Source organism: Pseudomonas sp. fls2-241-R2A-110, from assembly GCF_030209165.1.
Classification (GTDB): domain Bacteria; phylum Pseudomonadota; class Gammaproteobacteria; order Pseudomonadales; family Pseudomonadaceae; genus Aquipseudomonas.
In genome coordinates this window covers 260,380-284,132 of the sequence record NZ_JARVSN010000021.1, presented here as the reverse complement: position 1 = coordinate 284,132, position 23,753 = coordinate 260,380, and the positions used below count along the sequence as shown (strand labels likewise).

Annotated in this window: 19 protein-coding genes; 8 read left to right on the top strand and 11 right to left on the bottom strand. The window is 60.0% G+C overall.

Features of this window, described 5'->3' with window-relative positions; translation table 11 throughout:
- Positions 1 to 308 precede the first annotated feature (308 nt).
- The 8 genes from QRN31_RS18300 to QRN31_RS18265 all read right to left on the bottom strand — a co-directional run bounded on the left by QRN31_RS18300 (position 309) and on the right by QRN31_RS18265 (position 8,567).
- A complete protein-coding gene (locus tag QRN31_RS18300) occupies positions 309 to 1,916 on the bottom strand; it encodes an AAA family ATPase (protein WP_285433586.1) in 1,608 nt (535 codons plus the stop codon).
- 10 nt (positions 1,917 to 1,926) lie between these two features.
- On the bottom strand, positions 1,927 to 3,027 hold the full coding sequence (gene aroB, locus QRN31_RS18295) for a 3-dehydroquinate synthase (RefSeq protein WP_285433584.1): 1,101 nt from the start codon (positions 3,025 to 3,027) through the stop codon (positions 1,927 to 1,929).
- A 150-nt stretch (positions 3,028 to 3,177) separates the two neighbouring features.
- Complete coding sequence (gene aroK, locus QRN31_RS18290; protein ID WP_222589435.1) at positions 3,178 to 3,696, bottom strand: shikimate kinase AroK; 519 nt, start codon at positions 3,694 to 3,696, stop codon at positions 3,178 to 3,180.
- A gap of 4 nt (positions 3,697 to 3,700) precedes the next feature.
- A complete protein-coding gene (locus tag QRN31_RS18285) occupies positions 3,701 to 5,779 on the bottom strand; it encodes a type IV pilus secretin PilQ (RefSeq protein ID WP_285433583.1) in 2,079 nt (692 codons plus the stop codon).
- Positions 5,780 to 5,792: 13 nt separating this feature from the next.
- Complete coding sequence (locus QRN31_RS18280; protein ID WP_285433582.1) at positions 5,793 to 6,320, bottom strand: pilus assembly protein PilP; 528 nt, start codon at positions 6,318 to 6,320, stop codon at positions 5,793 to 5,795.
- On the bottom strand, positions 6,317 to 6,940 hold the full coding sequence (pilO, locus tag QRN31_RS18275) for a type 4a pilus biogenesis protein PilO (RefSeq protein ID WP_285433580.1): 624 nt from the start codon (positions 6,938 to 6,940) through the stop codon (positions 6,317 to 6,319). Before pilO ends, QRN31_RS18280 begins: the two co-directional genes overlap by 4 nt.
- On the bottom strand, positions 6,937 to 7,503 hold the full coding sequence (locus tag QRN31_RS18270; RefSeq protein ID WP_285433579.1) for a PilN domain-containing protein: 567 nt from the start codon (positions 7,501 to 7,503) through the stop codon (positions 6,937 to 6,939). The genes pilO and QRN31_RS18270 overlap by 4 nt, the downstream gene beginning before the upstream one ends.
- Complete coding sequence (locus QRN31_RS18265; RefSeq protein WP_285433577.1) at positions 7,503 to 8,567, bottom strand: pilus assembly protein PilM; 1,065 nt, start codon at positions 8,565 to 8,567, stop codon at positions 7,503 to 7,505. The genes QRN31_RS18270 and QRN31_RS18265 overlap by 1 nt, the downstream gene beginning before the upstream one ends.
- Before the next feature lie 217 nt (positions 8,568 to 8,784).
- Between QRN31_RS18265 and QRN31_RS18260 the strand changes: the two genes are divergently transcribed.
- A complete protein-coding gene (locus QRN31_RS18260) occupies positions 8,785 to 11,226 on the top strand; it encodes a penicillin-binding protein 1A (protein WP_502942502.1) in 2,442 nt (813 codons plus the stop codon).
- A gap of 243 nt (positions 11,227 to 11,469) precedes the next feature.
- Here QRN31_RS18260 and QRN31_RS18255 read toward each other — a convergent pair whose 3' ends face one another.
- The 3 genes from QRN31_RS18255 to rpmE form a co-directional block, all read right to left on the bottom strand.
- Entirely contained in the window at positions 11,470 to 12,738 is a 1,269-nt protein-coding gene (locus tag QRN31_RS18255; RefSeq protein WP_253435232.1) for a malic enzyme-like NAD(P)-binding protein, read from the bottom strand.
- A 183-nt stretch (positions 12,739 to 12,921) separates the two neighbouring features.
- On the bottom strand, positions 12,922 to 13,722 hold the full coding sequence (locus QRN31_RS18250; RefSeq protein WP_285433571.1) for a thermonuclease family protein: 801 nt from the start codon (positions 13,720 to 13,722) through the stop codon (positions 12,922 to 12,924).
- A 14-nt stretch (positions 13,723 to 13,736) separates the two neighbouring features.
- Positions 13,737 to 13,967, bottom strand: coding sequence for a 50S ribosomal protein L31 (rpmE, locus tag QRN31_RS18245; RefSeq protein ID WP_054054615.1), 231 nt, complete (start codon positions 13,965 to 13,967; stop codon positions 13,737 to 13,739).
- A gap of 170 nt (positions 13,968 to 14,137) precedes the next feature.
- Here rpmE and QRN31_RS18240 point away from each other — a divergent pair, with 170 nt between their 5' ends.
- The 7 genes from QRN31_RS18240 to phaC all read left to right on the top strand — a co-directional run bounded on the left by QRN31_RS18240 (position 14,138) and on the right by phaC (position 23,640).
- On the top strand, positions 14,138 to 16,357 hold the full coding sequence (locus QRN31_RS18240; protein ID WP_285433568.1) for a primosomal protein N': 2,220 nt from the start codon (positions 14,138 to 14,140) through the stop codon (positions 16,355 to 16,357).
- Positions 16,358 to 16,596: 239 nt separating this feature from the next.
- The gene (gene argS / locus QRN31_RS18235) at positions 16,597 to 18,333 is read left to right on the top strand and encodes an arginine--tRNA ligase (protein ID WP_285433566.1); all 1,737 of its coding nucleotides are present in this window, start codon (positions 16,597 to 16,599) and stop codon (positions 18,331 to 18,333) included.
- A gap of 1 nt (position 18,334) precedes the next feature.
- Positions 18,335 to 19,042 (top strand): SPOR domain-containing protein, encoded by a 708-nt coding sequence (locus QRN31_RS18230; RefSeq protein ID WP_222589425.1) that lies wholly within the window; start codon positions 18,335 to 18,337, stop codon positions 19,040 to 19,042.
- Between the two features lie 213 nt (positions 19,043 to 19,255).
- Positions 19,256 to 19,786, top strand: a complete 531-nt coding sequence (hslV, locus tag QRN31_RS18225; protein WP_090176604.1) for an ATP-dependent protease subunit HslV — start codon at positions 19,256 to 19,258, stop codon at positions 19,784 to 19,786.
- Between the two features lie 55 nt (positions 19,787 to 19,841).
- On the top strand, positions 19,842 to 21,182 hold the full coding sequence (hslU, locus tag QRN31_RS18220; RefSeq protein WP_208670444.1) for an ATP-dependent protease ATPase subunit HslU: 1,341 nt from the start codon (positions 19,842 to 19,844) through the stop codon (positions 21,180 to 21,182).
- Positions 21,183 to 21,325: 143 nt separating this feature from the next.
- Positions 21,326 to 21,697 (top strand): gamma-butyrobetaine hydroxylase family protein, encoded by a 372-nt coding sequence (locus tag QRN31_RS18215; RefSeq protein WP_285433563.1) that lies wholly within the window; start codon positions 21,326 to 21,328, stop codon positions 21,695 to 21,697.
- A 263-nt stretch (positions 21,698 to 21,960) separates the two neighbouring features.
- Positions 21,961 to 23,640: a class II poly(R)-hydroxyalkanoic acid synthase gene (phaC, locus tag QRN31_RS18210; RefSeq protein ID WP_285433561.1), complete on the top strand. Its 1,680-nt coding sequence runs from the start codon at positions 21,961 to 21,963 to the stop codon at positions 23,638 to 23,640.
- Positions 23,641 to 23,753: the final 113 nt, after the last annotated feature.

The following is a 23,753-nucleotide window of genomic DNA, read 5'->3' as shown; positions in this document are numbered from 1 at the left end:
TTTTCAATTCAACCACTTGCCATCCGCGCCGAACGTACGCCAGCTTTGCGGGGGCAAAAGGGAGGTCATTGTACACACCGACACTTGGGCTCACAAATTTGACGACGAACTGTCGCAAATCTATGTCGCATTTGTGAAAGGTTTAAAGCGATATGCTGTGCTAGTCAAAACTTTTTTAATTTTGACCGCAACGACTCAAAGACCACTATGACGCAGACACCACAAGGCACGCGGTCTGTAGAGACGGCATGCGCTTGCAGAAATTTTGAGGTGCTTGGAGAGGCGGCCTGGGTAAGGCCGCCGAATCTTCAGCGAGTTGTTGCCAGTTCCTGTTGGACGCTGGCGACAGTGCGAGGCCAAGGTTTACCAGCCTGAACCTTCGCTGGCAAGGCCTTGATGGCGGTAACGGCTGCATCGCGGTTGGCGAAGTTACCGTAAGTGATGACGTAAAGCGGCTTGCCGTTGAGGACTTTCTTGAAATAACGGTACTCGCCGCCCTGCTCTTTCACGAAGTTTTGCGCGGCCGATTCAGAGCTGGTACCGAGGATCTGCACCACGTAGTTGCTCGTCGGTTGCCCGGCGTACCAGGTGCCACCGGCGCCTTTCGCGGCGGCAGCGGGCTTCTCGGCCGGTTTCTCGGCAGGTTTGGCGGTAGCCACGGCAGCTGGCTTGGCAGGCGCTGGAGCCGGCTTCACGGCAGGCGTGGTCGGGGCCGGCTTGGCTGTCGCGACCTGAGTCGGCGCTGGAGCCGGTTTGGCGGCAGGCGTTGGCGCAGGGCCTGGCTGGATACCCGCAGGCGGCGCAATGGTGGTCACGGTAGGCGGTTTAGCGCTGGAACCTTCGACAGGCACGCCGTCGTCACCTTCAGTGATACCGCCAGCCGCTTCGGCCAACGGACCGCGCATGACCGGTTGCGAGTTGCCGACCAACGGCAACGGCATCGGTTGCGAATTACCGGCGAATTCGACGGATGGTGCACCGCCGCTATTAGGTTTTGGCGCGCCCTGGCCGAGCGGCAATTGCGCCTGCTCGTTGGCAGGAGCGCCAGTGGTCGGTGCTTTGCTGCGACCTGGCATCAACCAGGCGGCGGCTACCGCGACCACGACGACGGCGGATATCGCCAATACGTGTTTCTTCGGCATGTTGAACCCCATACTTGGACGCTTCACCGCTGAGCGGCTGGCAATCATGGCTTCGATCATTGCATCGCGGGCGACCTGGTTGATATTGCCAGGCCAACCGTCGGAGCTTTCGTGAATATCAGAGATCTGATCTGCGGTAAAAAGTTCGATACCCCGGCCGGCACCTTCAAGGCGCTGGGCCAGATATTCGCGTGTTTCTTCTTCGGTGTAGGGCTGCAATTCGATGACGTGGAAACGCTCTTCCTCAAGGCTGAGCGCGTCAAGCTGAGCAATCAGCGAGGACTCACCGAACAGGAACACGTGCGGCCGACCTTCAGGCGCGCCAGCGGCGAGCGCCAGCAAGGCTTCCAGCGCGGACTCGTCGAGTTGCTCGGCATCATCCACCAGCAGATAGACTTCCTGCCCCGTCAGCGCCAACTGCACCACTTGAGACAGGATCGCGCCGATTTCGGCCTGTTCGATATTCAGCGCCTGAGCCACCTGACGCAGCACGCCAGCCGAATCACCGGCGCCACGGGCGGAAACCACCACGCTCTGCACCGACTGTTTGTTGGTGCTGGCTACCAGCGCCTGACGCAACAGGGTCTTGCCACTGCCTTGCGGGCCGGTGACCACCAGCAGCAACTGGCTGTAGCGCGCCAGGTGGTGCAGTTGTCCCAGCACCGGTTTGCGCTGGGCCGGGAAGAATTTGAAACCAGGCACCCGTGGAGCAAAAGGGTCATGGCTTAACTGGTAATGGCCGAGGAAAGCCTCGTCGGCATGCAAACTAGTCATCGGGATCTTATTAACCTTTAAGCTGAGCCAGGGCGCGGTAATCCGCTCCCAGCGTGGCCTGTAAAACCTCTTTCGGATAATCGTCGGTCACCACCGCTTCGCCCATGTGGCGCAGCAGCACCAGGCGCAAACGACCGTCGATCACTTTCTTGTCAATTGCCATGTGTTCGAGAAAATCGGCTTCGGTCATCTCTTCAGGCGGGATGACCGGCAAACCGGCACGCTGGAACAGGCGAATACCGCGATCACGTTCCTGCTCGCTGATCCAGCCCAGGCGCGCAGACATTTCCAACGCCATTACGGTGCCAGCAGCCACGGCCTCGCCATGCAGCCAGACACCATAGCCCATATGAGTTTCGATAGCGTGGCCGAAGGTGTGCCCCAGGTTCAACGTGGCACGAACGCCGGTTTCCTTCTCGTCGGCACCGACCACTGCAGCCTTGGCCGCGCAAGAGCGCTCGATGGCATACGTCAGGGCCACCTGATCCAGGGCGCGCAGGCGATCGACGTTTTCTTCGAGCCAGGTCAGGAACGGCTCATCGCAGATCAGCCCGTACTTGATGACTTCCGCCAGCCCGGCAGAGAGTTCGCGGGGCGGCAGGGTATTGAGGGTGGCGGTATCGATCAGAACCACGTTCGGCTGATAAAACGCGCCGACCATGTTTTTGCCCAGCGGATGGTTGATCCCGGTCTTGCCGCCCACCGAGGAGTCGACTTGCGACAGCAACGTGGTCGGGACCTGGATGAAATCGACGCCGCGCTGATAACAGGCTGCGGCAAAACCGGCCATGTCACCAATAACACCACCACCGAGGGCGATCACCGTGGTGCGTCGATCGTGCCGTGCGGTCAGCAGGCCGTCGAAAATCAGTTGCAGGGTTTCCCAAGTCTTGAAGGCTTCGCCGTCGGGCAGCACCACGGAAATCACCGAGAATTGCGCGAGGCTGCGGGTCAGACGCTCCAGATAGAGCGGCGCAACGGTCTCGTTGGAGATGATCGCCACTTGCCGTCCGCGGATGTGCGGGGCCAGCAGCCCAGGCTGATCCAACAAACCTTCGCCAATATGAATCGGGTAGCTGCGCTCGCCTAAGTCGACCTTGAGTGTCTGCATGTGTCCCCACAGTGAAGATGAATCAGGCGTCCTGCCTTGAATTAACGAATGTCCATGATACCTGTTGGTGTGACGCCGTTTGGCAGCCATCCGCCACAACCTTGAGCGGTTGTGACAGGACGCCGAGGATAGCGCATTTCGCGCCGGGCATTAACGGGGAGGTAGCTGCTGCAAGCGTTCGAGAATGTCGAGCACCACCATTCGCGGCGGCCGCTCATCCGTTTCCACCACCAGGTCGGCGATTTCCCGATAAAGCGGATCGCGGATCGCCAGCAGGTCCCGAAGGGTCTTGGCCGGGTCGGCTGTACGCAACAGCGGCCGATTGCGATCGCGGGAAGTGCGGCCAACCTGCTGCTCGACGGAGGCATGCAGATAAACCACCCGACCACCGGCGCGCAGTGCCCGACGATTGGCTTCGCGCATTACCGCGCCACCACCGGTCGCCAGCACCACGCCGTCGCAGCCACACAGCTCGGCAATCATCGCCTGCTCGCGGTCACGGAAGCCCGGTTCGCCTTCTTTATCGAAAATCCACGGGATATTGGCGCCCGTGCGCAATTCAATTTCCTTATCGGAATCTTTGAACGGCAGGCGCAGCTCTTTGGCCAGCAACCGGCCGATGGTGCTTTTTCCAGCCCCCATCGGTCCAACAAGAATCAAATTTCGCACAGAATCAATGACTCACAGCAATCGCCTGGTTATTCATGATACGCGGAGTGAGAAATACCAGCAGCTCGGATTTTTTCTCCGAAACCACGTCACGCCGGAAAAGGCGGCCAAGATACGGCACATCACCGAGAAATGGCACCTTATCTACAACCTTGCTCTGAGTATTTGAGAAAACTCCACCAATCACGATGGTCTCGCCATCGTTGACCAGCACCTTGGCATTGACTTCGTTTTTCTTGATCGGCGGTACATCCTGGACTTTGTTCAGGTAGTCCGGCTCATCCTTGGTGACCTTGACCTCCATGATGATCCGGTTGTCCGGAGTGATCTGCGGCGTCACTTCAAGCGACAGCGAGGCTTCCTTGAAAGACACCGAAGTCGCGCCGCTGGAACTGGCTTCCTGATAGGGAATCTCGGTGCCCTTGAGGATTTTCGCGGTTTCCTTGTCGGACGTGACCACCTTCGGTTGCGAGACGATTTCGCCGTTGCCGGTCTTCTCCATCGCCGTCAGCTCCAGGTCCAGCAACACGTTGTCGGTGATGAAAGCGATGCCGATCCCCGAGGTATTGCCGGCAGCACCCAAGTCGACAAATGGCGAGTTGGTGCTGGTGCTGCCCGGTGTGCCGATGGTCGTCGAGGAGCCACTGACCCCGGACGTGTTCCAGTTACCCTTGTTCTGGGCCGAACCGCCCCAGCGCACACCGAGGCTTTTGTCATAGTCGACGTTGGCTTCGACGATTCGCGCCTCGATCATCACCTGGCGCACCGGGATATCCAGTTGCGCGACGATCCGACGAAGTTCGTCGAGGCGATCCTGGGTCTGGTAGGCGATGATGTTGTTGGTCCGCTCATCAACCGTGATGGAACCCCGCTCGTCGGCTTTCGCTTCGGCACTGGTCACCGAGGTGAACAATTTGGCGATGTCGGCAGCCTTGGCGTAGTTGACCTGCAGCAGTTCTCGGCGCAGCGGCGCGAGGTCGGAGATCTGCTTCAGCGATTCCAGCTCCTGGCGTTCGCGAGCAGCGATTTCATCGGCCGGCGCCACCAGTAGAACGTTGCCGATCTTGCGCTTGTCCAGGCCTTTGGTCTTCAGCACCAGGTCCAGCGCTTGATCCCACGGGACGTTTTGCAAACGCAAGGTAATGCCGCCCTGAACGGTGTCACTGGCGACCAGGTTGAGGTTGGTGAAATCGGCGATCAACTGCAGCACCGAGCGCACATCGATGTCCTGGAAATTCAGCGAGAGCTTTTCACCGGTATAGGCAAAACGCTCGGCGTTGCGCTTTTGCAGGTCGTCCACGGTCATCGGACGAATACTGACTGTCAGCTTGTTGTCGGTCTGGTAGGTCGAATAATCGAACGCGCCGCTGGGCTCGATGCTGATCGTGGCCCGATCACCCGTGGCACTGGCGTTGACGAATTGAACCGGCGTGGCGAAATCCTTGACGTCCAGGCGCACGCGCAACGGTTCAGGCAACTGAGTCCTGGCAAAACCGAGGATGATCTTGCCGTCGCGCTCCTGGATATCCGGGGCGATTGAAGGATCCGACAAGTCGATCACCACATTGCCTTCACCCTGGGTGCCGCGCTGGAAGTCCACGCCGCGGATGGCTTTGTTGGCGGGCACATAGGCTTTCACCGGGGCAGGCTTTGCCGTCGCGACGCGGGGGGCACTGGCCGGTGGCCGGGACACCTTTGAATTGGCCCCTTGCCCGACTACCACAATCAATTTGTTGCCTTCGACCCGGGCGTTGTACGGGGTCAACTGGGTCAGGTTGATGATCAGCCGCGTACGATCGTTGGCCTCCACAACCGTCGCGCTGCGCGCATTGCCGCCGCCCAGATCGCGGTTCTTGCTCGTCAGCTGATTGACCACGCCAGGCAGGTCCAGCGCGATTCGCGCTGGTGACTCGGTCGTGTATCCGTGGGGCTCTGGTGGCGGCCCATCGAAAGACAACTTCAACTCGACGCGATCACCCGGCAGCGCGGCGACATCCAGCGCCTTGAGGTTGGCCGCTTGGACCATCGGCGACAGCAACGCTATCCATAGCGAGATACCGACGGTTGAGAAAATCCTGTTCATTGTTCGAGTTCCACTATGAGTGCTCTTTCAAAGGGATGGTCCGCGGTCGTTCCAGCCAGGCACCTTGGCCGTCGGGCACGATTTCGACCACATCGACTTGTGAGCCGCTGATGGCGACGATCCGTCCATCGTTACGCCCCAGGTAGTCGCCGACCTTTAGCCTATGTACACCGCCCGCCCCGCGCAGCAGCGCAAAGGAGCCGGTCGCATTGGAGATCGTGCCGACCATTTCAAACTGCTCGATGTTGAAGCCTTCGAGGTACTGCTTGGTGCGGTTGGGGTCGGGCTTGACGTTGCGCGAGCCATGCTTCTGGCCTGCCAGATCAACCCTGACCTGTCGGGAAAACGGGCTGCGCAGGTTGGCAGCGTTGTAAGTGAATGTGGGGTAAGACTGGAATGTCGGCGCTGGTTCAATCTTGCCGGGCGGCCTGAGGCGCACTTCATTCATGTAGGCATCGAGGTCACTGACGTCATTGGCGTTGCCGCAGCCCGCCAGGCCAGCGAACAACATCGCCATCGAAAAACAACGAACCGGGCTCATTTCTGCAGCCCTTTGTCGTTGTAGCGATAGGTCTTGGCAAGAATGCTCATGCGCAGTTTCGGAGCGCCCTCGGGGTCGACCGGCGCGAGGTCGAAATCATGCAGCGTAACGATCCGCGGCAGCCCGGCCACGCCACTGACAAACGTCGCCAGGTCATGATAGGCACCGGTCACGGTGATCTGGATCGGCAACTCGATATAGAACTGCTGGGTGACCTCCGGCAGCAATTTGATCTCTTCGAACTCCAGCCCGCTGCCCAACCCCGTACGGGTAATGTCTTCCAGCAGACCAGGGACTTCGGTGTCGCTGGGCAATTGCCGCAACAATACGCCGAACGAGTTCTCCATCTCCTTCATCTGCTGGGTGTACAGCTCCAGGTTCGCCGCCATGCGGGCCTTGGTCGCAAATTGCTCCTTGAGGGTCGATTCCTCTTCGCGCTTGAGCCCCAATTGATCTTCCAGATCGCTGAGGTAAAAGGAGTAGCCCAGCGCCAGCACCAGAACCATCAACAGCCCACCTGCCAGCGCCTTGATCGCTGGTGGCCAGGAGCCCATGTTGTTGGTGTCCAGATCGTTGATATCGATCTTGCGCAGCCCTTCTAACCATCCAGAAGGGTTCATTTACCCACCTCCACAACGGCGGGCTGCGTCTGACGGACGGTCAACTGAAAAACATTGGCCTGATCCAGCTGACCGGCGGTGGTCGCCTTGACCTCCGTGAGGCTGGGCGCATCGAACCAGTCCGAGGCGTCCAGATTGCGCATAAGCTCCGACACTCGATTGTTGGACTCCGCCGCGCCGGTGATCGATAAGGTTTTTCCGACCATTTTCACTTCGGTGAAATACACCCCGTCCGGCAGTGTGCGCGCCAATTGGTCGAAAATTCGCCCGCTGATGGGGCGATTGCCTTGCAGGTCCTGGATGATGCGCATGCGCTCCACCAGCTGCTGGCGACGGGACTTCAGATCGCTGATCTGCTTGATCCGCTCGTCGACCACGGCAATCTGCTTGCCGATGTAATCGTTACGGGCCACTTGCCGGTCAATCGCACCGCTGATGATCTGGTCCGCAATAAGTACCGCACCCACGGAACCTGCCAACACACCGACCAGCGCCAGCAAAAAGCGTTTGCGGCGCGCATCGCGCAGCTCCTCGCGCCAGGGTAAAAGGTTGATCCGTGCCATCAGTCGAAACTCCTGAGGGCCAGTCCACAGGCGATCATCAAGGCCGGCGCATCGCTCGCCAGTGCACCCGCATTGACCTTGCTGCTCAGCGCCATGTTGGCGAACGGATTGGCCACCTGGGTCGGCGTACCGAGCCGTTGCTCGATCAACCGGTCAAGCCCCGGGACCGACGCGGTACCACCGGCCAACAGGATGTGATCGACCGCGCTGTATTGACCGGAGGCGAAGAAGAACTGCAATGAACGGGAAACCTGCTGCACCAACGCATCGCGAAAAGGCTGCAAGACTTCGCTGAGGTAGTCATCCGGCAATCCGCCCTGCTTCTTCGCAAGCCCTGCCTGCTCGAGGGTCAGGCCATAACGGCGCTGGATTTCTTCCGTGAGCTGGCGACCACCGAACAATTGTTCGCGGGTGTAGATGATCCGACCGTTATACAGGACGCTAAGAGTGGTCATGGTCGCGCCGATGTCGACCACCGCCACCGTCAAACGCTCCTGAGAGGCGGCCAGATGGGTTGCCAGCAATGCAAAGGAGCGCTCAAGCGCGTAGGCCTCGACGTCCACCACGCGAGCAGTCAGGCCGGCCAGGGCCAGGGCCGCTTCACGCACTTCGACGTTTTCCTTGCGACAGGCCGCCAACAGCACACTGACCCGCTCGGGGTTACGCACCGAAGCGCCCTGGACTTCAAAGTCGATGGCGACCTCATCCAACGGGTAAGGGATGTACTGATCCGCTTCGATCTTGAGTTGGTTTTCCATCTCGTCGTCGGAAAGACCGGCGTCCATCTCGATGGTCTTGGTGATGACGGCCGAGCCGGCAACGGCCACGGCAACGTTCCTGAGACTGGTCTTGGCCTTTGCGAGCACGCGCGCGAGTGCCTGACCCACGCCTTCGAGCTCGGCGATATTTTTTTCGACCACGGCGTTGGCGGGCAACGGTTCGACCGCATAGGCTTCAACCCGATAACGGTCGCCTTGGCGACTAAGCTCTAATAGCTTCACCGACGTGGAGCTGATGTCGATCCCCAGAAGCGTATTGGCCTTCTTGTTAAAGAGTCCTAGCACTACCAATTCCCTATGACTATCCGTGTCTTACGGACTCTGTAATATCCATTGCGTTCAAACCACCCGTCTTGACAGCAGCGCAAATGACGCTCTCGACGGAAAAATGCTTATAATGCCGAGCGATTTTTTCCGGTTTTTACTGCAAGCGCGGGTCGTTCCCTGTTTTCTGAACCCTGTTGCCCAATTCATTCTTTGCCCTGGATATCCCAAAGCCTTGATTCGTCTGCTGAAATTTTTCGGTTGGTCCATCGTCGCCGTTTTCTGCGGACTGCTCCTCGGTCTGAGCGGCGCTTTTCTTTACCTTAGTCCCGGATTGCCATCCGTGGAGGCTCTGAGAAGCATCCAGTTGCAGATTCCGTTGCGGGTTTACAGCAGCGACAACAAGTTGATCGCCGAATTTGGCGAAATGCGCCGTACGCCGATCCGTTTCGCCGACATTCCCCCCAATTTCATCAATGCGTTACTAAGTGCTGAAGACGACAATTTTGCCAACCACTATGGCGTCGATCCCAGCAGCCTGATGCGCGCAGCGACTCAATTGGTTAAAAGCGGACACATCCAGTCCGGCGGCAGTACCATCACTATGCAGGTCGCCAAGAACTTCTTCCTGACCAGTGAACGCAGCTTCTCACGTAAAACCACAGAAATCCTCCTGGCACTGCAAATCGAACGGCAGTTGACCAAGGACGAGATCCTCGAGCTGTACGTCAACAAGATCTATCTGGGTAACCGCGCCTACGGCATCGAAGCCGCTGCGCAGGTTTACTACGGCAAGTCGATTCGTGACGTCAGCCTGGCGCAAATGGCGATGATTGCCGGCCTGCCCAAAGCACCTTCGCGCTTCAACCCGCTGGCCAACCCGGCTCGCAGCAAAGAACGTCGCGACTGGATCCTTGGGCGCATGTACAAGCTCGGGAAAATCTCCGAAGCCGACTACACCACCGCGATCAATGAGCCGCTGAACGCTAGCTACCACGTACCGACCCCGGAAGTGAACGCACCCTACATCGCTGAAATGGCCCGCGCCGAAATGGTCGGCCGCTATGGCAGCGACGCATACACCGAAGGTTTCCGCGTCACCACGACGGTACCGAGCAATTTGCAGGAAATGGCCAACACGGCGGTCCACGAAGGCTTGATGACCTACGACCAGCGTCACGGCTACCGCGGCCCAGAGTCGCGCCTGCCGGGCAAGACTCGCGAAGCCTGGGCAGTCGAGCTGACCAAGCAGCGCACCATCAGCAGTCTCGAGCCTGCGATCGTCACTCAAGTCGACAAGAACGGCCTGCAAGTGATGACCCGCACCGGTGACGAACACGTCGGCTGGGACAGCATGAAGTGGGCGCGTCCGTTCTTGAACACCAACAGCATGGGCGCCAATCCGAAACAACCGTCGGATGTGGCTCAGGTCGGTGATCTGATCCGCGTTCAGCGCCAGCCGGACAACTCACTGAAATTCAGCCAGATCCCGCAAGCACAGGGTGCGCTGGTGTCTCTTGACCCGCAGAACGGCGCCATCCGCTCGCTGGTGGGTGGTTTTGCCTTCGAGCAGAGCAACTACAACCGTGCCATGCAGGCCAAGCGTCAACCGGGTTCGAGCTTCAAGCCATTCGTCTACAGCGCCGCGCTGGATAACGGCTACACCGCCGCCAGTCTGGTCAACGATGCGCCGATCGTGTTCGTCGACGAGTACCTGGACAAGGTCTGGCGTCCGAAGAATGACACCAACACCTTCCTCGGCCCGATTCGCCTGCGTGAAGGCCTGTACAAGTCGCGCAACCTGGTCTCGATCCGCCTGGTGCAGGCGCTGGGTGTTGATCGCACCATCGACTACATCAGCAAATTTGGCTTCAACAAGCAGGACCTGCCGCGCAACTTGTCGCTGGCGCTGGGCACCGCAACCCTGACGCCGATGGAAATCGCCACGGGCTGGAGCACTTTCGCCAACGGCGGTTACAAGGTCAGCCCGTACATCATCGATAAAATCGAAAGCCGCAACGGTGACACCCTGTTCGTTGCCAATCCGCCGAGCGTGCCTCAAGGCGCCGCGGCCACCAACGGTATCGCCGCACCGGTCGCCCAGACGTTTACGGTCGACCAGACCCCGGGCGAGGCTGCTGCCGCGCCAGGCACGACTCCACAAACGCCTGCGGTGGCTGAACGCATCATCGATGGCCGCACCACGTACATCCTCAACAGCATGCTGGAAGACGTAATCAAACTGGGTACCGGCCGACGCGCCCTGGCCTTGGGCCGTAGCGACATCGCGGGCAAGACCGGGACCACCAACGAATCCAAGGATGCATGGTTCTCGGGCTACAACGCCGACTACGTCACCACGGTCTGGACCGGGTTCGATCAACCGGAAAGCCTGGGCAAGCGCGAGTTCGGCGGCACTGTGGCGCTGCCGATCTGGATGAACTACATGGCGGCAGCCCTCAAAGACAAGCCACCTCATACGCAACCAGAGCCCGAAGGCATTCTCAGCCTGCGGGTCGATCCGGTCAGCGGCCGCGCGGCCAGCCCTGGCACGCCAGGGGCCTACTTCGAACTGTTCAAGGCCGAAGACACGCCGCCGTCGGTGAATGAGCTGGGTAACGGCACAGCACCGGGCAGCCCGCTGCCGGCGGATGAGTCGGCGCCGATCGATTTGTTCTGATCGCGTAGCGACACCAAAAAAGCCCCGCCTTCGAAAGAAGCGCGGGGCTTTTTACTGATCGTTCCCACGCTCTGCGTGGGAATGCCTCTACGGACGCTCCGCGCTCGGCTGCGGGAAGGGACGCGGAGCGTCCCGGGCTGCATTCCCACGCAGAGCGTGGGAACGATCAATGCAAAACTCTCAGATAAAAAAAAGCCCCGACTCAAAGTGAGCCGGGGCTTTCTGTTGAAGCGCTACAACGGCTTAGCCGTTGAACACGTCATCCACGCTTTTCAGCGGGTAGTTCTTTGGATACGGCAGGGTCGCCACGCCGGTCTCGATAGCGGCCTTGGCCACGGCATCGGAGATCACGGTGATCAGACGCGCATCCATTGGTTTCGGAATGATGTACTCACGACCGAATTCCAGCTTGATGCCGCCGTAGGCGTCGCACACTTCCTGAGGAACCGGCAGTTTGGCCAGTTCACGCAGGGCGTTGGCTGCTGCCACTTTCATTTCTTCGTTGATGCGCTTGGCGCGAACGTCCAGGGCACCGCGGAAGATGAACGGGAAGCCCAGTACGTTGTTGACCTGGTTCGGGTAGTCCGAACGGCCGGTGGCCATGATCACGTCGTCACGGGTGGCGTGAGCCAGTTCCGGGGAGATTTCCGGATCCGGGTTCGAGCATGCGAACACGATCGGGTTGGCCGCCATGGACTTCAGGCCTTCAGCGCTCAGCAGGTTCGGACCAGACAGGCCGACGAATACGTCAGCACCGGCGAGAGCGTCAGCCAGAGTGCGCTTGTCGGTCGCGTGAGCGAAGACAGCCTTGTACTGGTTCAAGTCGTCACGGCCGGAGTGGATCACGCCGGTACGGTCGACCATGAAGATGTTTTCGATGTTGGCGCCCATGCTTACCAGCAATTTCATGCAGGAGATGGCGGCCGCACCGGCACCCAGGCAGACGATCTTGGCGTCAGCCAGGGTTTTGCCAGCGATTTCCAGGGCGTTGATCATGCCGGCCGCAGTCACGATTGCGGTGCCGTGCTGGTCATCGTGGAACACTGGAATGTCGCACTGCTCGATCAGAGCGCGCTCGATCTCAAAGCACTCAGGCGCCTTGATGTCTTCCAGGTTGATGCCACCGAAGGTGATGGAGATGCGCTTGACGGTGTCGATGAAGGCTTGTGGGCTTTCGGAGTCGACTTCGATGTCGAACACGTCGATGCCGGCGAAGCGCTTGAACAACACGCCTTTACCTTCCATGACAGGCTTGGAAGCCAGTGGGCCGAGGTTACCCAGGCCAAGAATCGCGGTGCCATCGGAAATGACTGCAACCAGGTTGCCTTTGCCGGTGTATTTGTAGGCCAGCTCAGGATCACGAGCGATTTCGCGTACTGGTTCGGCTACGCCGGGGCTGTAGGCCAGCGACAAGTCGCGGGCGGTAGCGGTGGCCTTGGTGAGCTCGACACTCAGCTTACCTGGACGAGGATGGGCGTGATATTCGAGAGCGGCAGTTTTCAAATCAGACATGGGGGCATTCCGCTTTTACTGTTGGACAGACTGGTCAGCGAGGATACGCGCCTCGCAAAATCCCCACAAGACTGACCAGTCACCCCTGTCAAGCGCCCTGCCCTACGACTTTGGGCCGAGAGCCACGGAACACAAGGGATAGACTGTTCACAATCGACTTTGAAAATGTCTACAATTTATTTTTCAAGGCGCCGTTTGCAACATCGACGGATCGGTCAGCGGCAGTAGCCAGCGCGCCTGCCCGGATTTCAAACCACCGCGCCGCGACCGATCCACTACCCAGCCCCGCGCCTCGATTTGCTTGCCCTTCAGCCGTTCAAGGGACGCAACATCGAATTGGTCCAGCAAATTGGGTGCAACACGCAGTACAACCGAATCCTGCAACTCGATCCAAACCCCGCCGCGATTGCGCTGAACCTTGCTGACACGCCCACTGAGCACGGCGAAGCCGGACGCGCTGATCTGCTCCGCTTTCAGTACCGGGGATTGCCGCCACAGTCCAAGACCGGCCTGACGGGCACTGCGTTCGGCGGCTTGCTGGCAGCCGACCAAATCGACATTCGGCGCGACCGCAACCTGAAAACCGAGCCCTTCTGCAAGCATCTGCGCTTCGAGGTTGGCGCCATCAGCACCGTAGACATGAGCCAGCGTGCGACCGTAGTGATCCTTGCTCTCTTTACCTGGCAGCAAACCCACCCGCCCTTCGCTGGCGGCGATTAATGCTTCCAGGCGTTTGCGCGCGGCCACGGCGAACGGCTCGTCGGAGCGACCCTGCTTGCCCAGCTCAGGCGTATTCAGGCCGATCATGCGTACGCTGCGGCCATCGCTCAGTCGCAAAGTGTCGCCATCCACCACCCGCTGCACCGCAACCGATGTCAGTCCGCCGGGTGCCGGGCAGAAGGCCTGAGCACCGCAAAGCCAAATCGCGGACATAAAAAAGGCGCCCACAAGGGACGCCTTTTTCGTTAGCAAGGAAAAGCCCATGGGGCTTTCGAGCCTTACTCTGCTGCTGCAGCAGGTTTCTTGCCAAAAGCACCGAAACGGTCTGCGAAGCGCTGTACACGGCCGCCAGTATCCAGAGTCTTCTGCTTACCGGTGTAGAACGGGTGGCACTCGTTGCATACGTCGATCGCCAGAGGCTTGGCCAGGTTCGAACGAGTTTCGAACTTGTTGCCACAGCTGCAGGTAACTGCGGTGACTTCGTATGTTGGATGGATATCGGCTTTCATGGTGTATTCCTCGGGCTAGCGTGCCGCCACTCAACACTATTGTTGAATACCGCACGTAATTAGGCCGCGGATTCTACCAGACATCGCCAATCGCGCAAGCTGTCGCTTACACCAGTCGTCTGCTAGGCTCCCGGCCTTCTTCACCGCCCCATCATCGAGAAAACCATCGCGTGCCCGACGCCATTTTGCGCCTCGCCCTGCCTTCGCCCCTGCGCCGCCTGTTCGATTACCGCGCCCCGGCCGGGGTCCTGCGCGCCCAGTTGCAACCGGGCATGCGCCTGCGGGTGCCCTTCGGCCGACGGGAGATGATCGGGATTCTGGTGGAAGTCACCGACACCAGCGAAGTGCCGGTGGAAAAACTCAAACCGGCGCTGGCCCTGCTCGACGCCACCCCGCCGCTGCCACCGGCGCTGTTCAAGCTGTGCCTGTGGACGTCCCAGTATTACCAGCACAGTCTGGGCGACACGTTGAGCTGGGCACTGCCGGTATTGTTGCGTCAGGGCGAGTTGGCCGAAGCACGCCAGGAGCGCTTCTGGTCCGCCGCGCCCGGTGCCAGCCTCGATGACCCGCGAATCGCCCGCGCGCCCCGCCAGCGTGAAGCCCTGGCGACGCTTGCCCAACATCCTCACGGCGTAGCGCATCAATTGCTGAGCAAGCTGATGCTGAGCAAGGATAGCCTGGACCTACTGCTCGCCAAGGATCTGGTGCAGGTGGAAATCCGCAAGCACGCACCTGGCGCTCGCCACGAACACTGGCTCGCGCAGCCCGAACTACCGCTCAACCCCGAACAGCGCGCTGCTTATGAAGCCATTCGCGCCGGGTTCGACAGTTATCACGCCTTCCTCCTGGCCGGCGTCACGGGCAGCGGCAAGACTGAAGTGTATTTGCAGTTGATCCGCGAAACGCTTGAGGCCGGCAAGCAGGCGCTGGTACTGATCCCGGAGATCAACCTTGGCCCGCAAACCCTGGCGCGTTTCGAGCAGCGTTTCAATGCCCGCATCGCCCTGATCCACTCCGCAGTCAACGACCGCGAGCGCCTGGAAGCCTGGCTCGCCGCCCGGGACGGTGACGCCGACATTATTATCGGCACGCGCTCAGCGCTGTTCACTCCGATGAAAAATCCCGGCCTGATCATCATCGATGAGGAGCACGACAGCTCCTATAAACAGCAGGAAGGCCTGCGCTACCACGCCCGGGATCTGGCACTGGTTCGTGCACGGCAGGAAAACATTCCAATCGTGCTCGGCTCTGCCACGCCTTCGCTGGAAAGCCTGCACAACGCCTACACCGGCCGGTACGGCCTCCTGCGCCTGAATGAACGAGCGGGTGGCGCCAAGCAGCCGCGGTTCCTGCGTCTGGATGTGAAAAGCCGTCCGCTGGACAGCGGCATTTCCGGGCCGATGCAACAAGCCATCGGCCAGACATTGGCGGCCGGCCAGCAAGTGTTGGTGTTCCTGAATCGCCGAGGCTTTGCGCCGACGCTGCTGTGTCATGACTGTGGCTGGATGTCCGAATGCCAGCGCTGCGACGCCCGAATGACCGTGCATCAACGCTCCGGCGAACTGCGCTGTCACCATTGCGGCTACGTCGAACGCGTACCTCGGCACTGCCCGAAATGCGGCAAGGTCGATTTACGGCCCGTCGGCGCCGGCACCGAGCGCGCCGAGGAGCGCCTGGGAATTTTGTTTCCGGACGTCCCGGTGCTGCGCGTCGACCGCGACAGCACTTCGCGCAAGGACGCAATGAATCAGCTGTTCGCCACCATCCAGAAAGGCCATCCGTGCATCCTGGTCGGTACGCAAATGCTTGCCAAAGGGCACCATTTCCCACGGGTGACGCTGGTGTCGATTCTTGATGCCGACGGCGGGCTGTTCTCCGGCGACTTCCGCGCCAGCGAGCGCATGGCGCAGTTGATCGTCCAGGTCGCAGGCCGTGCGGGGCGGGCCGAAGAGCCTGGAAAGGTGATTATCCAGACGCACTTGGCCGACCACCCACTGCTGGTGCAGTTGACCGAGCAAGGCTATTTCGCCTTTGCCGAGCAGGCCTTGAGCGAACGTCGGTCTGCAGGTTTGCCACCGTTTGCGCATTTGGCGCTGCTGCGGGCCGAAGCGCATAAACCAGGGCAAGCCGAAGGTTTTCTCGATGAGGCGTGCAGTGAGGCCGAACGATTGCTGGCTGAGCAGAATTTGACCGGGATCGAGCTGCTTGGGCCGGTGCCGGCCCCGATGGAGCGACGTGCCGGGCGCTATCGTGCGCAATTGTTGTTGCAGGCCACCGCTCGGGCGCCGCTGCATCGATTGCTTGCCAGTTGGCTGCTGCTGCTGGAGCAGATGCCGAGCGGGCGTGCGGTGCGTTGGTCTCTCGATGTCGATCCCGTCGATTTGTATTGATATTAAGATCGCCATCGCGAGCAGGCTCGCTCCCACAGGTTTTTGGTAGTGGGCAAATAAAGTATCAACACCGCCGATCCACTGTGGGAGCGAGCCTGCTCGCGATGAGGCCCGAATAGTCACCACATATCCATAACCTGCCCGCTATAGTTGGCAAGCACGTCTGGGCCACGGATAATGCCCAGTTTTTCCACTAGCGCATCCAGGCGCCGCCGCGCTTGCGGTCGAAAGAGAACACCATGAAAGACACCATTCGCCAGCTGATCCAACAAGCCATCACCCAACTCGTCAACGAAGGTGTGTTGCCTGAAGGCCTGTCGCCGGCGATCCAGGTGGAAAACTCCCGTGACAAGAAGAACGGCGACTTCGCCAGCAACATCGCGATGATGCTGGCCAAGCCGGCCGGCATGAAGCCGCGCGACCTGGCTGAGAAAATCATCGCGGCGCTGCCGGCTGACGAAAACGTCACCAAGACCGAGATCGCCGGCCCGGGCTTCCTGAACTTCTTCCAGAATACCGATGCCCTGGCATCACGCCTGGACGCCGCGCTGGCCGACGAACATATTGGCGTGCGCAAGGCTGGCCCGGCGCAACGCACCGTGGTCGATCTGTCGGCGCCGAACCTGGCCAAAGAGATGCACGTCGGCCACTTGCGCTCGACCATCATCGGCGACGGCGTGGCGCGCGTTCTGGAGTTCCTCGGCGACGAGGTGATCCGTCAGAACCATGTTGGCGACTGGGGCACCCAGTTCGGCATGCTGATGGCGTACCTCCAGGAAAACCCGATCACCAGCGACGAACTGTCGGACCTGGAAAACTTCTACCGCGCCGCCAAGCAACGCTTCGATGAATCCGAAGAGTTCGCTGACCGTGCCCGTGGCCTGGTGGTCAAGTTGCAGGCCGGCGACCCTGACTGTCTGGCGCTATGGACCAAATTCAAAGACATCTCGCTGTCGCACTGCCAGAAAATCTACGAACTGCTGAACGTCAAACTGACCATGGCCGACGTGATGGGCGAAAGCGCCTACAACGACGACCTGATCAATGTGGTCAATGACCTCAAGGCCGCCGGCATGCTGGTCGAAAGCAACGGCGCGCAATGCGTGTTCCTCGACGAGTTCAAGAACGCCGACGGCGACCCGCTGCCGGTGATCATCGTCAAGGCTGACGGCGGCTACCTCTACGCCACCACCGACCTGGCGGCCGTGCGCTACCGCAGCGGCAAGCTCAAGGCTGATCGCGCGCTGTACTTCGTCGACCAGCGTCAGGCGCTGCACTTCCAGCAAGTGTTCGCGGTCGCCCGCAAGGCCGGCTTCGTGACGCACCCGATGGAAATGGAACACATGGGCTTCGGCACCATGAATGGTAAAGATGGCCGTCCGTTCAAGACCCGTGACGGCGGCACCGTGAAGCTGATCGACCTGCTGACCGAAGCCCAGGAGCGCGCCTACACCCTGGTGAAGGACAAGAACCCGGAGCTTGCCGATGACGAGTTGCGCAAAATCGCCAAGGTCGTGGGCATCGGTGCGGTGAAATATGCCGACCTGTCCAAACACCGCACCAGCGACTACAGCTTCAACTTCGATCTGATGTTGAACTTCGAAGGCAATACCGCGCCTTACCTGCTGTATGCCTACACCCGCGTGGCCGGTGTGTTCCGCAAACTGGGCAAGGACTTCAGCGAAGTCGAAGGCAAGATTGTCCTTGAAGCGGAGCACGAGCATGAACTGGCGGCCAAACTGGCGCAGTTCGGCGAAGTACTGAATAACGTTTGCGAAAAAGGCACACCGCACATCCTCTGCACCTACCTGTACGATGTCGCCGGTCTGTTCTCCAGCTTCTACGAGAACTGCCCGATCCTCAGCGCCGATACCCCGGCGCAAATGCAGAGCCGCCTGCGCCTCGCCGCGCTGACCGGTCGCACTCTCAAGCAAGGCCTGGAACTCTTGGGTCTGGAAACTCTGGAGCGTATGTAAGTTGGCTGCCAAGAAAAAACCTGCACCCAAGCGTGGCGCCAGCCGTTACCAAGCCCCTGCAAAGCAACCGATCCCGGGTTGGTTGTGGATGGCCATCGGCCTGACGGTCGGTGCGTTCGTTGTGTTCCTGATGAAGCTGGAACCGGGCAAGGGCAGCGAAAGCGTCAAGCGCGAGAAGATCGAGCAGCAGAAAGCGACGAAAATCGCCGAGGCCAACAAGACGCCGCCGAGCCCGACGCAACCGGTCAAGCCCAAGTACGACTTCTATACCCTGCTGCCGGAATCGGAAGTGATCGTGCCACCGGATGCCGTGCCGGAGAAAACCCTGCCGTCGCCGCAAGTGCCAGCCGTTCCGACCACGCCGGTCACACCGGAGCAGGCGGCGAAGATCGACACACAGCGCGCTCAGGCCGCACTGGCCGGGATCACGCCGCCGCCAGCACCACCGGTGTCGAAAGCGGCGCCAGTGACCAAGTTCTTCTTGCAGGCGGGTTCCTTCCGCAAGCAAGCCGACGCGGACAAGGTCCGGGCACAGATCATTCTGCTGGGCCAGGCGGTGGCGGTTGAATCCGGCACCGTTAAAGACGAAACCTGGTATCGGGTGCTGGTGGGACCGTTCAGCAACCGCGAGCAACTGACCACCGCGCAGAAACAACTGGCCGGCGCCGGCTTCAGCAACCTGTTGTTACAACAACGTCAGAACCGCTGACCCACCTCCGATCGTTCCCACGTTCCGCGTGGGAATGCAGCCCGTGACGCTCCGCGTCACTGGACGCAGAGCGTCCCAAGATTCATTCCCACGCAGAGCGTGGGAACGATCAACCGCTCGTCCCCTCTCCTGCCCCACAGTTGAAATACGCGCCACCACCCCCATATGAGTTTGCATAAGGCATTTTCGCCCCGCTGCGTGGAGACTCTCCCTTTGACCACCATCGTTTCAGTTCGCCGCCACGGCAAAGTCGTCATGGGCGGCGACGGCCAGGTTTCTCTTGGCAATACCGTGATGAAAGGCAACGCGAAGAAAGTTCGCCGCCTGTACCACGGCCAGGTTATCGCCGGTTTTGCCGGGGCCACCGCTGACGCCTTCACGCTCTTCGAGCGCTTCGAAGGCCAGCTTGAGAAACATCAAGGCCACTTGGTTCGCGCCGCTGTCGAACTCGCCAAAGAATGGCGCACTGACCGCTCCCTCAGCCGCCTCGAAGCCATGCTCGCGGTCGCCAACAAAGACGCGTCTCTGATCATCACCGGCAACGGCGACGTGGTTGAGCCCGAGCAAGGCTTGATCGCCATGGGTTCCGGTGGCGGTTACGCCCAGGCTGCCGCCAGCGCCTTGCTGAAGAAAACCGATCTGTCGGCCCGGGAAATCGTCGAAACCGCTCTCGGCATCGCCGGCGACATCTGCGTATTCACCAACCACACCTTTACCATTGAGGAGCAGGACCTCGCGGAGTAAGCCTGTTCCGGCCTTAGTGCCACGGCTCACTTTTGCTTGAGGACCGCCAATTACTATGTCCATGACTCCCCGTGAAATCGTCCACGAACTCAATCGCCATATCATCGGCCAGGACGATGCCAAGCGCGCCGTCGCCATCGCGCTGCGTAACCGCTGGCGCCGGATGCAGCTGCCGGAAGAGCTGCGCGTTGAAGTTACCCCCAAGAACATCCTGATGATCGGCCCGACCGGTGTCGGTAAAACCGAGATCGCCCGTCGCCTGGCCAAACTCGCCAACGCGCCGTTCATCAAAGTCGAAGCCACCAAGTTCACCGAAGTAGGCTACGTCGGTCGCGACGTCGAATCGATCATTCGTGACCTGGCCGATGCCGCCATCAAATTGCTGCGCGAACAGGAAATGACCAAGGTTCGCCACCGCGCCGAAGACGCCGCCGAAGACCGCATCCTCGACGCCCTGCTGCCACCGGCGCGCATGGGCTTCAGCAATGACGACGCGCCGTCTTCTTCCGATTCCAACACTCGCCAGCTGTTCCGCAAGCGCCTGCGTGAAGGCCAGCTGGATGACAAGGAGATCGAAATCGAAGTCGCCGAAATGGCCGGCGTCGACATCTCCGCGCCACCGGGCATGGAAGAAATGACCAATCAGTTGCAGAGCCTGTTTGCCAATATGGGCAAGGGCAAACGCAAGAGCCGCAAGATCAAGGTCAAGGAAGCGCTGAAACTGGTGCGTGACGAAGAAGCCAGCCGCCTGGTCAACGATGATGAGTTGAAGGCCAAGGCCCTGGAAGCGGTCGAACAGCACGGCATTGTGTTCATCGACGAAATCGACAAAGTCGCCAAGCGCGGTAACTCCGGCGGAGTCGACGTGTCCCGCGAAGGCGTGCAGCGCGACTTGCTGCCTTTGATCGAAGGCTGCACCGTCAACACCAAGCTGGGCATGGTCAAGACCGACCACATCCTGTTCATCGCTTCCGGCGCGTTCCACCTGAGCAAGCCGAGCGACCTGGTGCCTGAGCTGCAAGGTCGTCTGCCAATTCGTGTCGAATTGAAGGCGCTGACGCCTGAAGATTTCGAGCGCATTCTCAGCGAGCCGCACGCCTCGCTCACCGAGCAATATTGCGCCTTGCTGAAAACCGAAGGCCTGTCCATCGAGTTCCAGCCGGACGGCATCAAGCGCATCGCCGAGATCGCCTGGCAGGTCAACGAGAAGACCGAGAACATCGGTGCCCGCCGCCTGCACACCTTGCTCGAGCGTCTGCTCGAAGAGGTGTCGTTCAGCGCCGGCGACCTGGCCAGCGCCCACGACGACAAGGTGATCATGATCGACGCCGACTACGTCAACAGCCACTTGGGTGAATTGGCGCAAAACGAAGACCTGTCCCGTTATATCCTGTAAGCAACTCTTACAGTGATGGAGAACCTGTGGGAGCGAGCTTGCTCGCGATGAGGCCATCTCATTCGATATTGATGTTGAATGTGATACCGCAATCGCGAGCAAGCTCGCTCCCACAAGGATCTTCACAAAGCGGACATCCAGTCATGATTCCCACCGATATCAAGTTGCACAAAGCCTCCAAAACCCTGTCGCTGAAATACGCGTCCGGCGAGGAATATCACCTGCCCGCCGAGTTCCTGCGCGTGCACTCTCCTTCCGCCGAGGTCCAGGGCCACGGCAAACCTATCCTGCAATTTGGCAAGATCGGCGTAGGCCTGACCAAGGTAGAACCGGCCGGTCAGTACGCACTGAAATTGACCTTCGACGATGGCCACGACAGCGGCCTGTTCACTTGGGAATATCTGTACGAACTCGGGCGGCGCCAGGACGCACTTTGGGATGACTATCTTGCGGAACTCAAAGCCGCCGGAAAAACCCGCGACCCGAGCCAGTCCGTCGTCAAGCTGATGCTCTAAGTCAGGCCTCTTGCTCTTTAGAGGGCATTTTCTAATTCCATCTGTTTGAATGCTCCGCTCCTGGGTCACTGATTGGCCCGCTTGCGAAAAAAATTAAACTCGGGTAACCAATGGAGCTGGCAAGTTCCCTGCAGTGCTCTCTGCGATTGAAAAAAGCAGCGATGCAGAATTAACGGTCACCCGAGCAGTAGTACCTGGCCTTGGCTGTGTGCGACTACACAGCTGGACCCAGGTACTCGTCTCAGGACAATGGAGCGTCGTAGATGAGTAACAAGAATAACGATGACTTGAAGTATCAAGCCTCGGAAAACACCTTGGGGCTGAATCCTGTCGTTGGGCTGCGTGGAAAGGATCTTCTGGCGTCCGCTCGGATGGTGCTCAGGCAGGCCATCAAGCAACCGATTCACAGTGCAAAGCATGTCGCCCATTTCGGCCTTGAACTGAAGAACGTGTTATTCGGTAAATCCGAGCTTCAACCTACAAGCGATGACCGTCGTTTTGCCGATCCGGCCTGGAGCCAGAACCCGCTCTATAAGCGTTATTTGCAAACTTACCTGGCGTGGCGCAAGGAGCTCCACGCCTGGATCGACGAGAGCAACCTGCCGCCCAAAGACGTCAGTCGCGGGCATTTCGTGATCAACCTCATGACCGAAGCCATGGCCCCGACCAACAGTGCGGCCAACCCGGCGGCGGTCAAGCGCTTCTTTGAAACCGGCGGCAAGAGCCTGCTCGACGGCCTCTCGCACCTTGCCAAGGACCTGGTGCACAACGGCGGCATGCCGAGCCAGGTCAACATGGGTGCCTTCGAAGTCGGCAAGAGCCTGGGCGTGACCGAAGGTGCGGTGGTGTTCCGCAACGACGTACTGGAGCTGATCCAGTACCGCCCGATCACCGAGCAGGTGCATGAGCGTCCGCTACTGGTGGTGCCGCCGCAGATCAACAAGTTCTATGTATTCGACCTGAGCCCGGACAAGAGCCTGGCGCGTTTCTGCCTGCGCAACAATGTGCAGACCTTCATCGTCAGCTGGCGCAACCCGACCAAGGAACAGCGTGAGTGGGGTCTGTCGACCTACATCGAAGCGCTCAAGGAAGCGGTCGACGTGGTGATGGCGATCACCGGCAGCAAAGACGTGAACATGCTCGGTGCTTGCTCCGGCGGCATTACCTGCACCGCGCTGCTGGGCCACTACGCTGCGATCGGCGAGAAGAAGGTCAACGCCCTGACCTTGCTGGTCAGCGTGCTGGACACGACCCTGGACAGCGACGTAGCACTGTTCGTTGATGAACAAACCCTCGAAGCCGCCAAGCGCCATTCCTACCAGGCCGGCGTGCTGGAAGGCCGCGACATGGCGAAAGTCTTCGCCTGGATGCGCCCCAACGATTTGATCTGGAACTACTGGGTCAACAACTATCTGCTCGGCAACGAGCCGCCGGTGTTCGACATCCTGTTCTGGAACAACGACACCACCCGATTGCCCGCCGCATTCCACGGCGACCTGATCGAGATGTTCAAAAACAATCCACTGATCCGACCCAACGCACTGGAAGTGTGCGGCACGCCCATCGACCTGAAACAGGTCACCGCCGACATCTTTTCCCTGGCCGGCACCAACGACCACATCACCCCGTGGAAGTCCTGCTACAAGTCGGCGCAGCTGTTTGGCGGCAAGGTCGAGTTCGTGCTGTCAAGCAGCGGGCATATCCAGAGCATTCTGAACCCGCCGGGCAATCCGAAGTCACGTTATATGACCAGCTCCGAGATGCCGGTCAAAGCCGAGGACTGGCAAGAAAACTCCACCAAGCACACCGACTCCTGGTGGCTGCACTGGCAGGCGTGGCAAGCCGAGCGTTCGGGCAAATTGAAAAAAACCCCGGCAAGCCTTGGCAATAAAACCTACCCGGCAGGCGAGGCAGCGCCAGGCACTTACGTACACGAGCGGTAACCGACACACCTCGATCCCTGTGGGAGCGGGCTTGCCCGCGATGACGGCGGCAGCCTCAGCCAATGTGCTGACTGATACACCGCTATCGCGGGCGAGCCCGCTCCCACAAGGTT

What these genes read in the sequence shown, in the direction of transcription:
- QRN31_RS18270 (WP_285433579.1), bottom strand. Translation starts at nt 7,503, where the DNA reads ATGGCACGGATCAACCTTTTACCCTGGCGCGAGGAGCTGCGCGATGCG.
- aroB (WP_285433584.1), bottom strand. Translation starts at nt 3,027, where the DNA reads ATGCAGACACTCAAGGTCGACTTAGGCGAGCGCAGCTACCCGATTCAT.
- hslU (WP_208670444.1), top strand. Translation starts at nt 19,842, where the DNA reads ATGTCCATGACTCCCCGTGAAATCGTCCACGAACTCAATCGCCATATC.
- QRN31_RS18255 (WP_253435232.1), bottom strand. Translation starts at nt 12,738, where the DNA reads ATGTCTGATTTGAAAACTGCCGCTCTCGAATATCACGCCCATCCTCGT.
- QRN31_RS18280 (WP_285433582.1), bottom strand. Translation starts at nt 6,320, where the DNA reads ATGAGCCCGGTTCGTTGTTTTTCGATGGCGATGTTGTTCGCTGGCCTG.
- phaC (WP_285433561.1), top strand. Translation starts at nt 21,961, where the DNA reads ATGAGTAACAAGAATAACGATGACTTGAAGTATCAAGCCTCGGAAAAC.
- QRN31_RS18215 (WP_285433563.1), top strand. Translation starts at nt 21,326, where the DNA reads ATGATTCCCACCGATATCAAGTTGCACAAAGCCTCCAAAACCCTGTCG.
- QRN31_RS18300 (WP_285433586.1), bottom strand. Translation starts at nt 1,916, where the DNA reads ATGACTAGTTTGCATGCCGACGAGGCTTTCCTCGGCCATTACCAGTTA.
- rpmE (WP_054054615.1), bottom strand. Translation starts at nt 13,967, where the DNA reads ATGAAAGCCGATATCCATCCAACATACGAAGTCACCGCAGTTACCTGC.
- QRN31_RS18250 (WP_285433571.1), bottom strand. Translation starts at nt 13,722, where the DNA reads ATGGGCTTTTCCTTGCTAACGAAAAAGGCGTCCCTTGTGGGCGCCTTT.
- pilO (WP_285433580.1), bottom strand. Translation starts at nt 6,940, where the DNA reads ATGAACCCTTCTGGATGGTTAGAAGGGCTGCGCAAGATCGATATCAAC.
- QRN31_RS18285 (WP_285433583.1), bottom strand. Translation starts at nt 5,779, where the DNA reads ATGAACAGGATTTTCTCAACCGTCGGTATCTCGCTATGGATAGCGTTG.
- argS (WP_285433566.1), top strand. Translation starts at nt 16,597, where the DNA reads ATGAAAGACACCATTCGCCAGCTGATCCAACAAGCCATCACCCAACTC.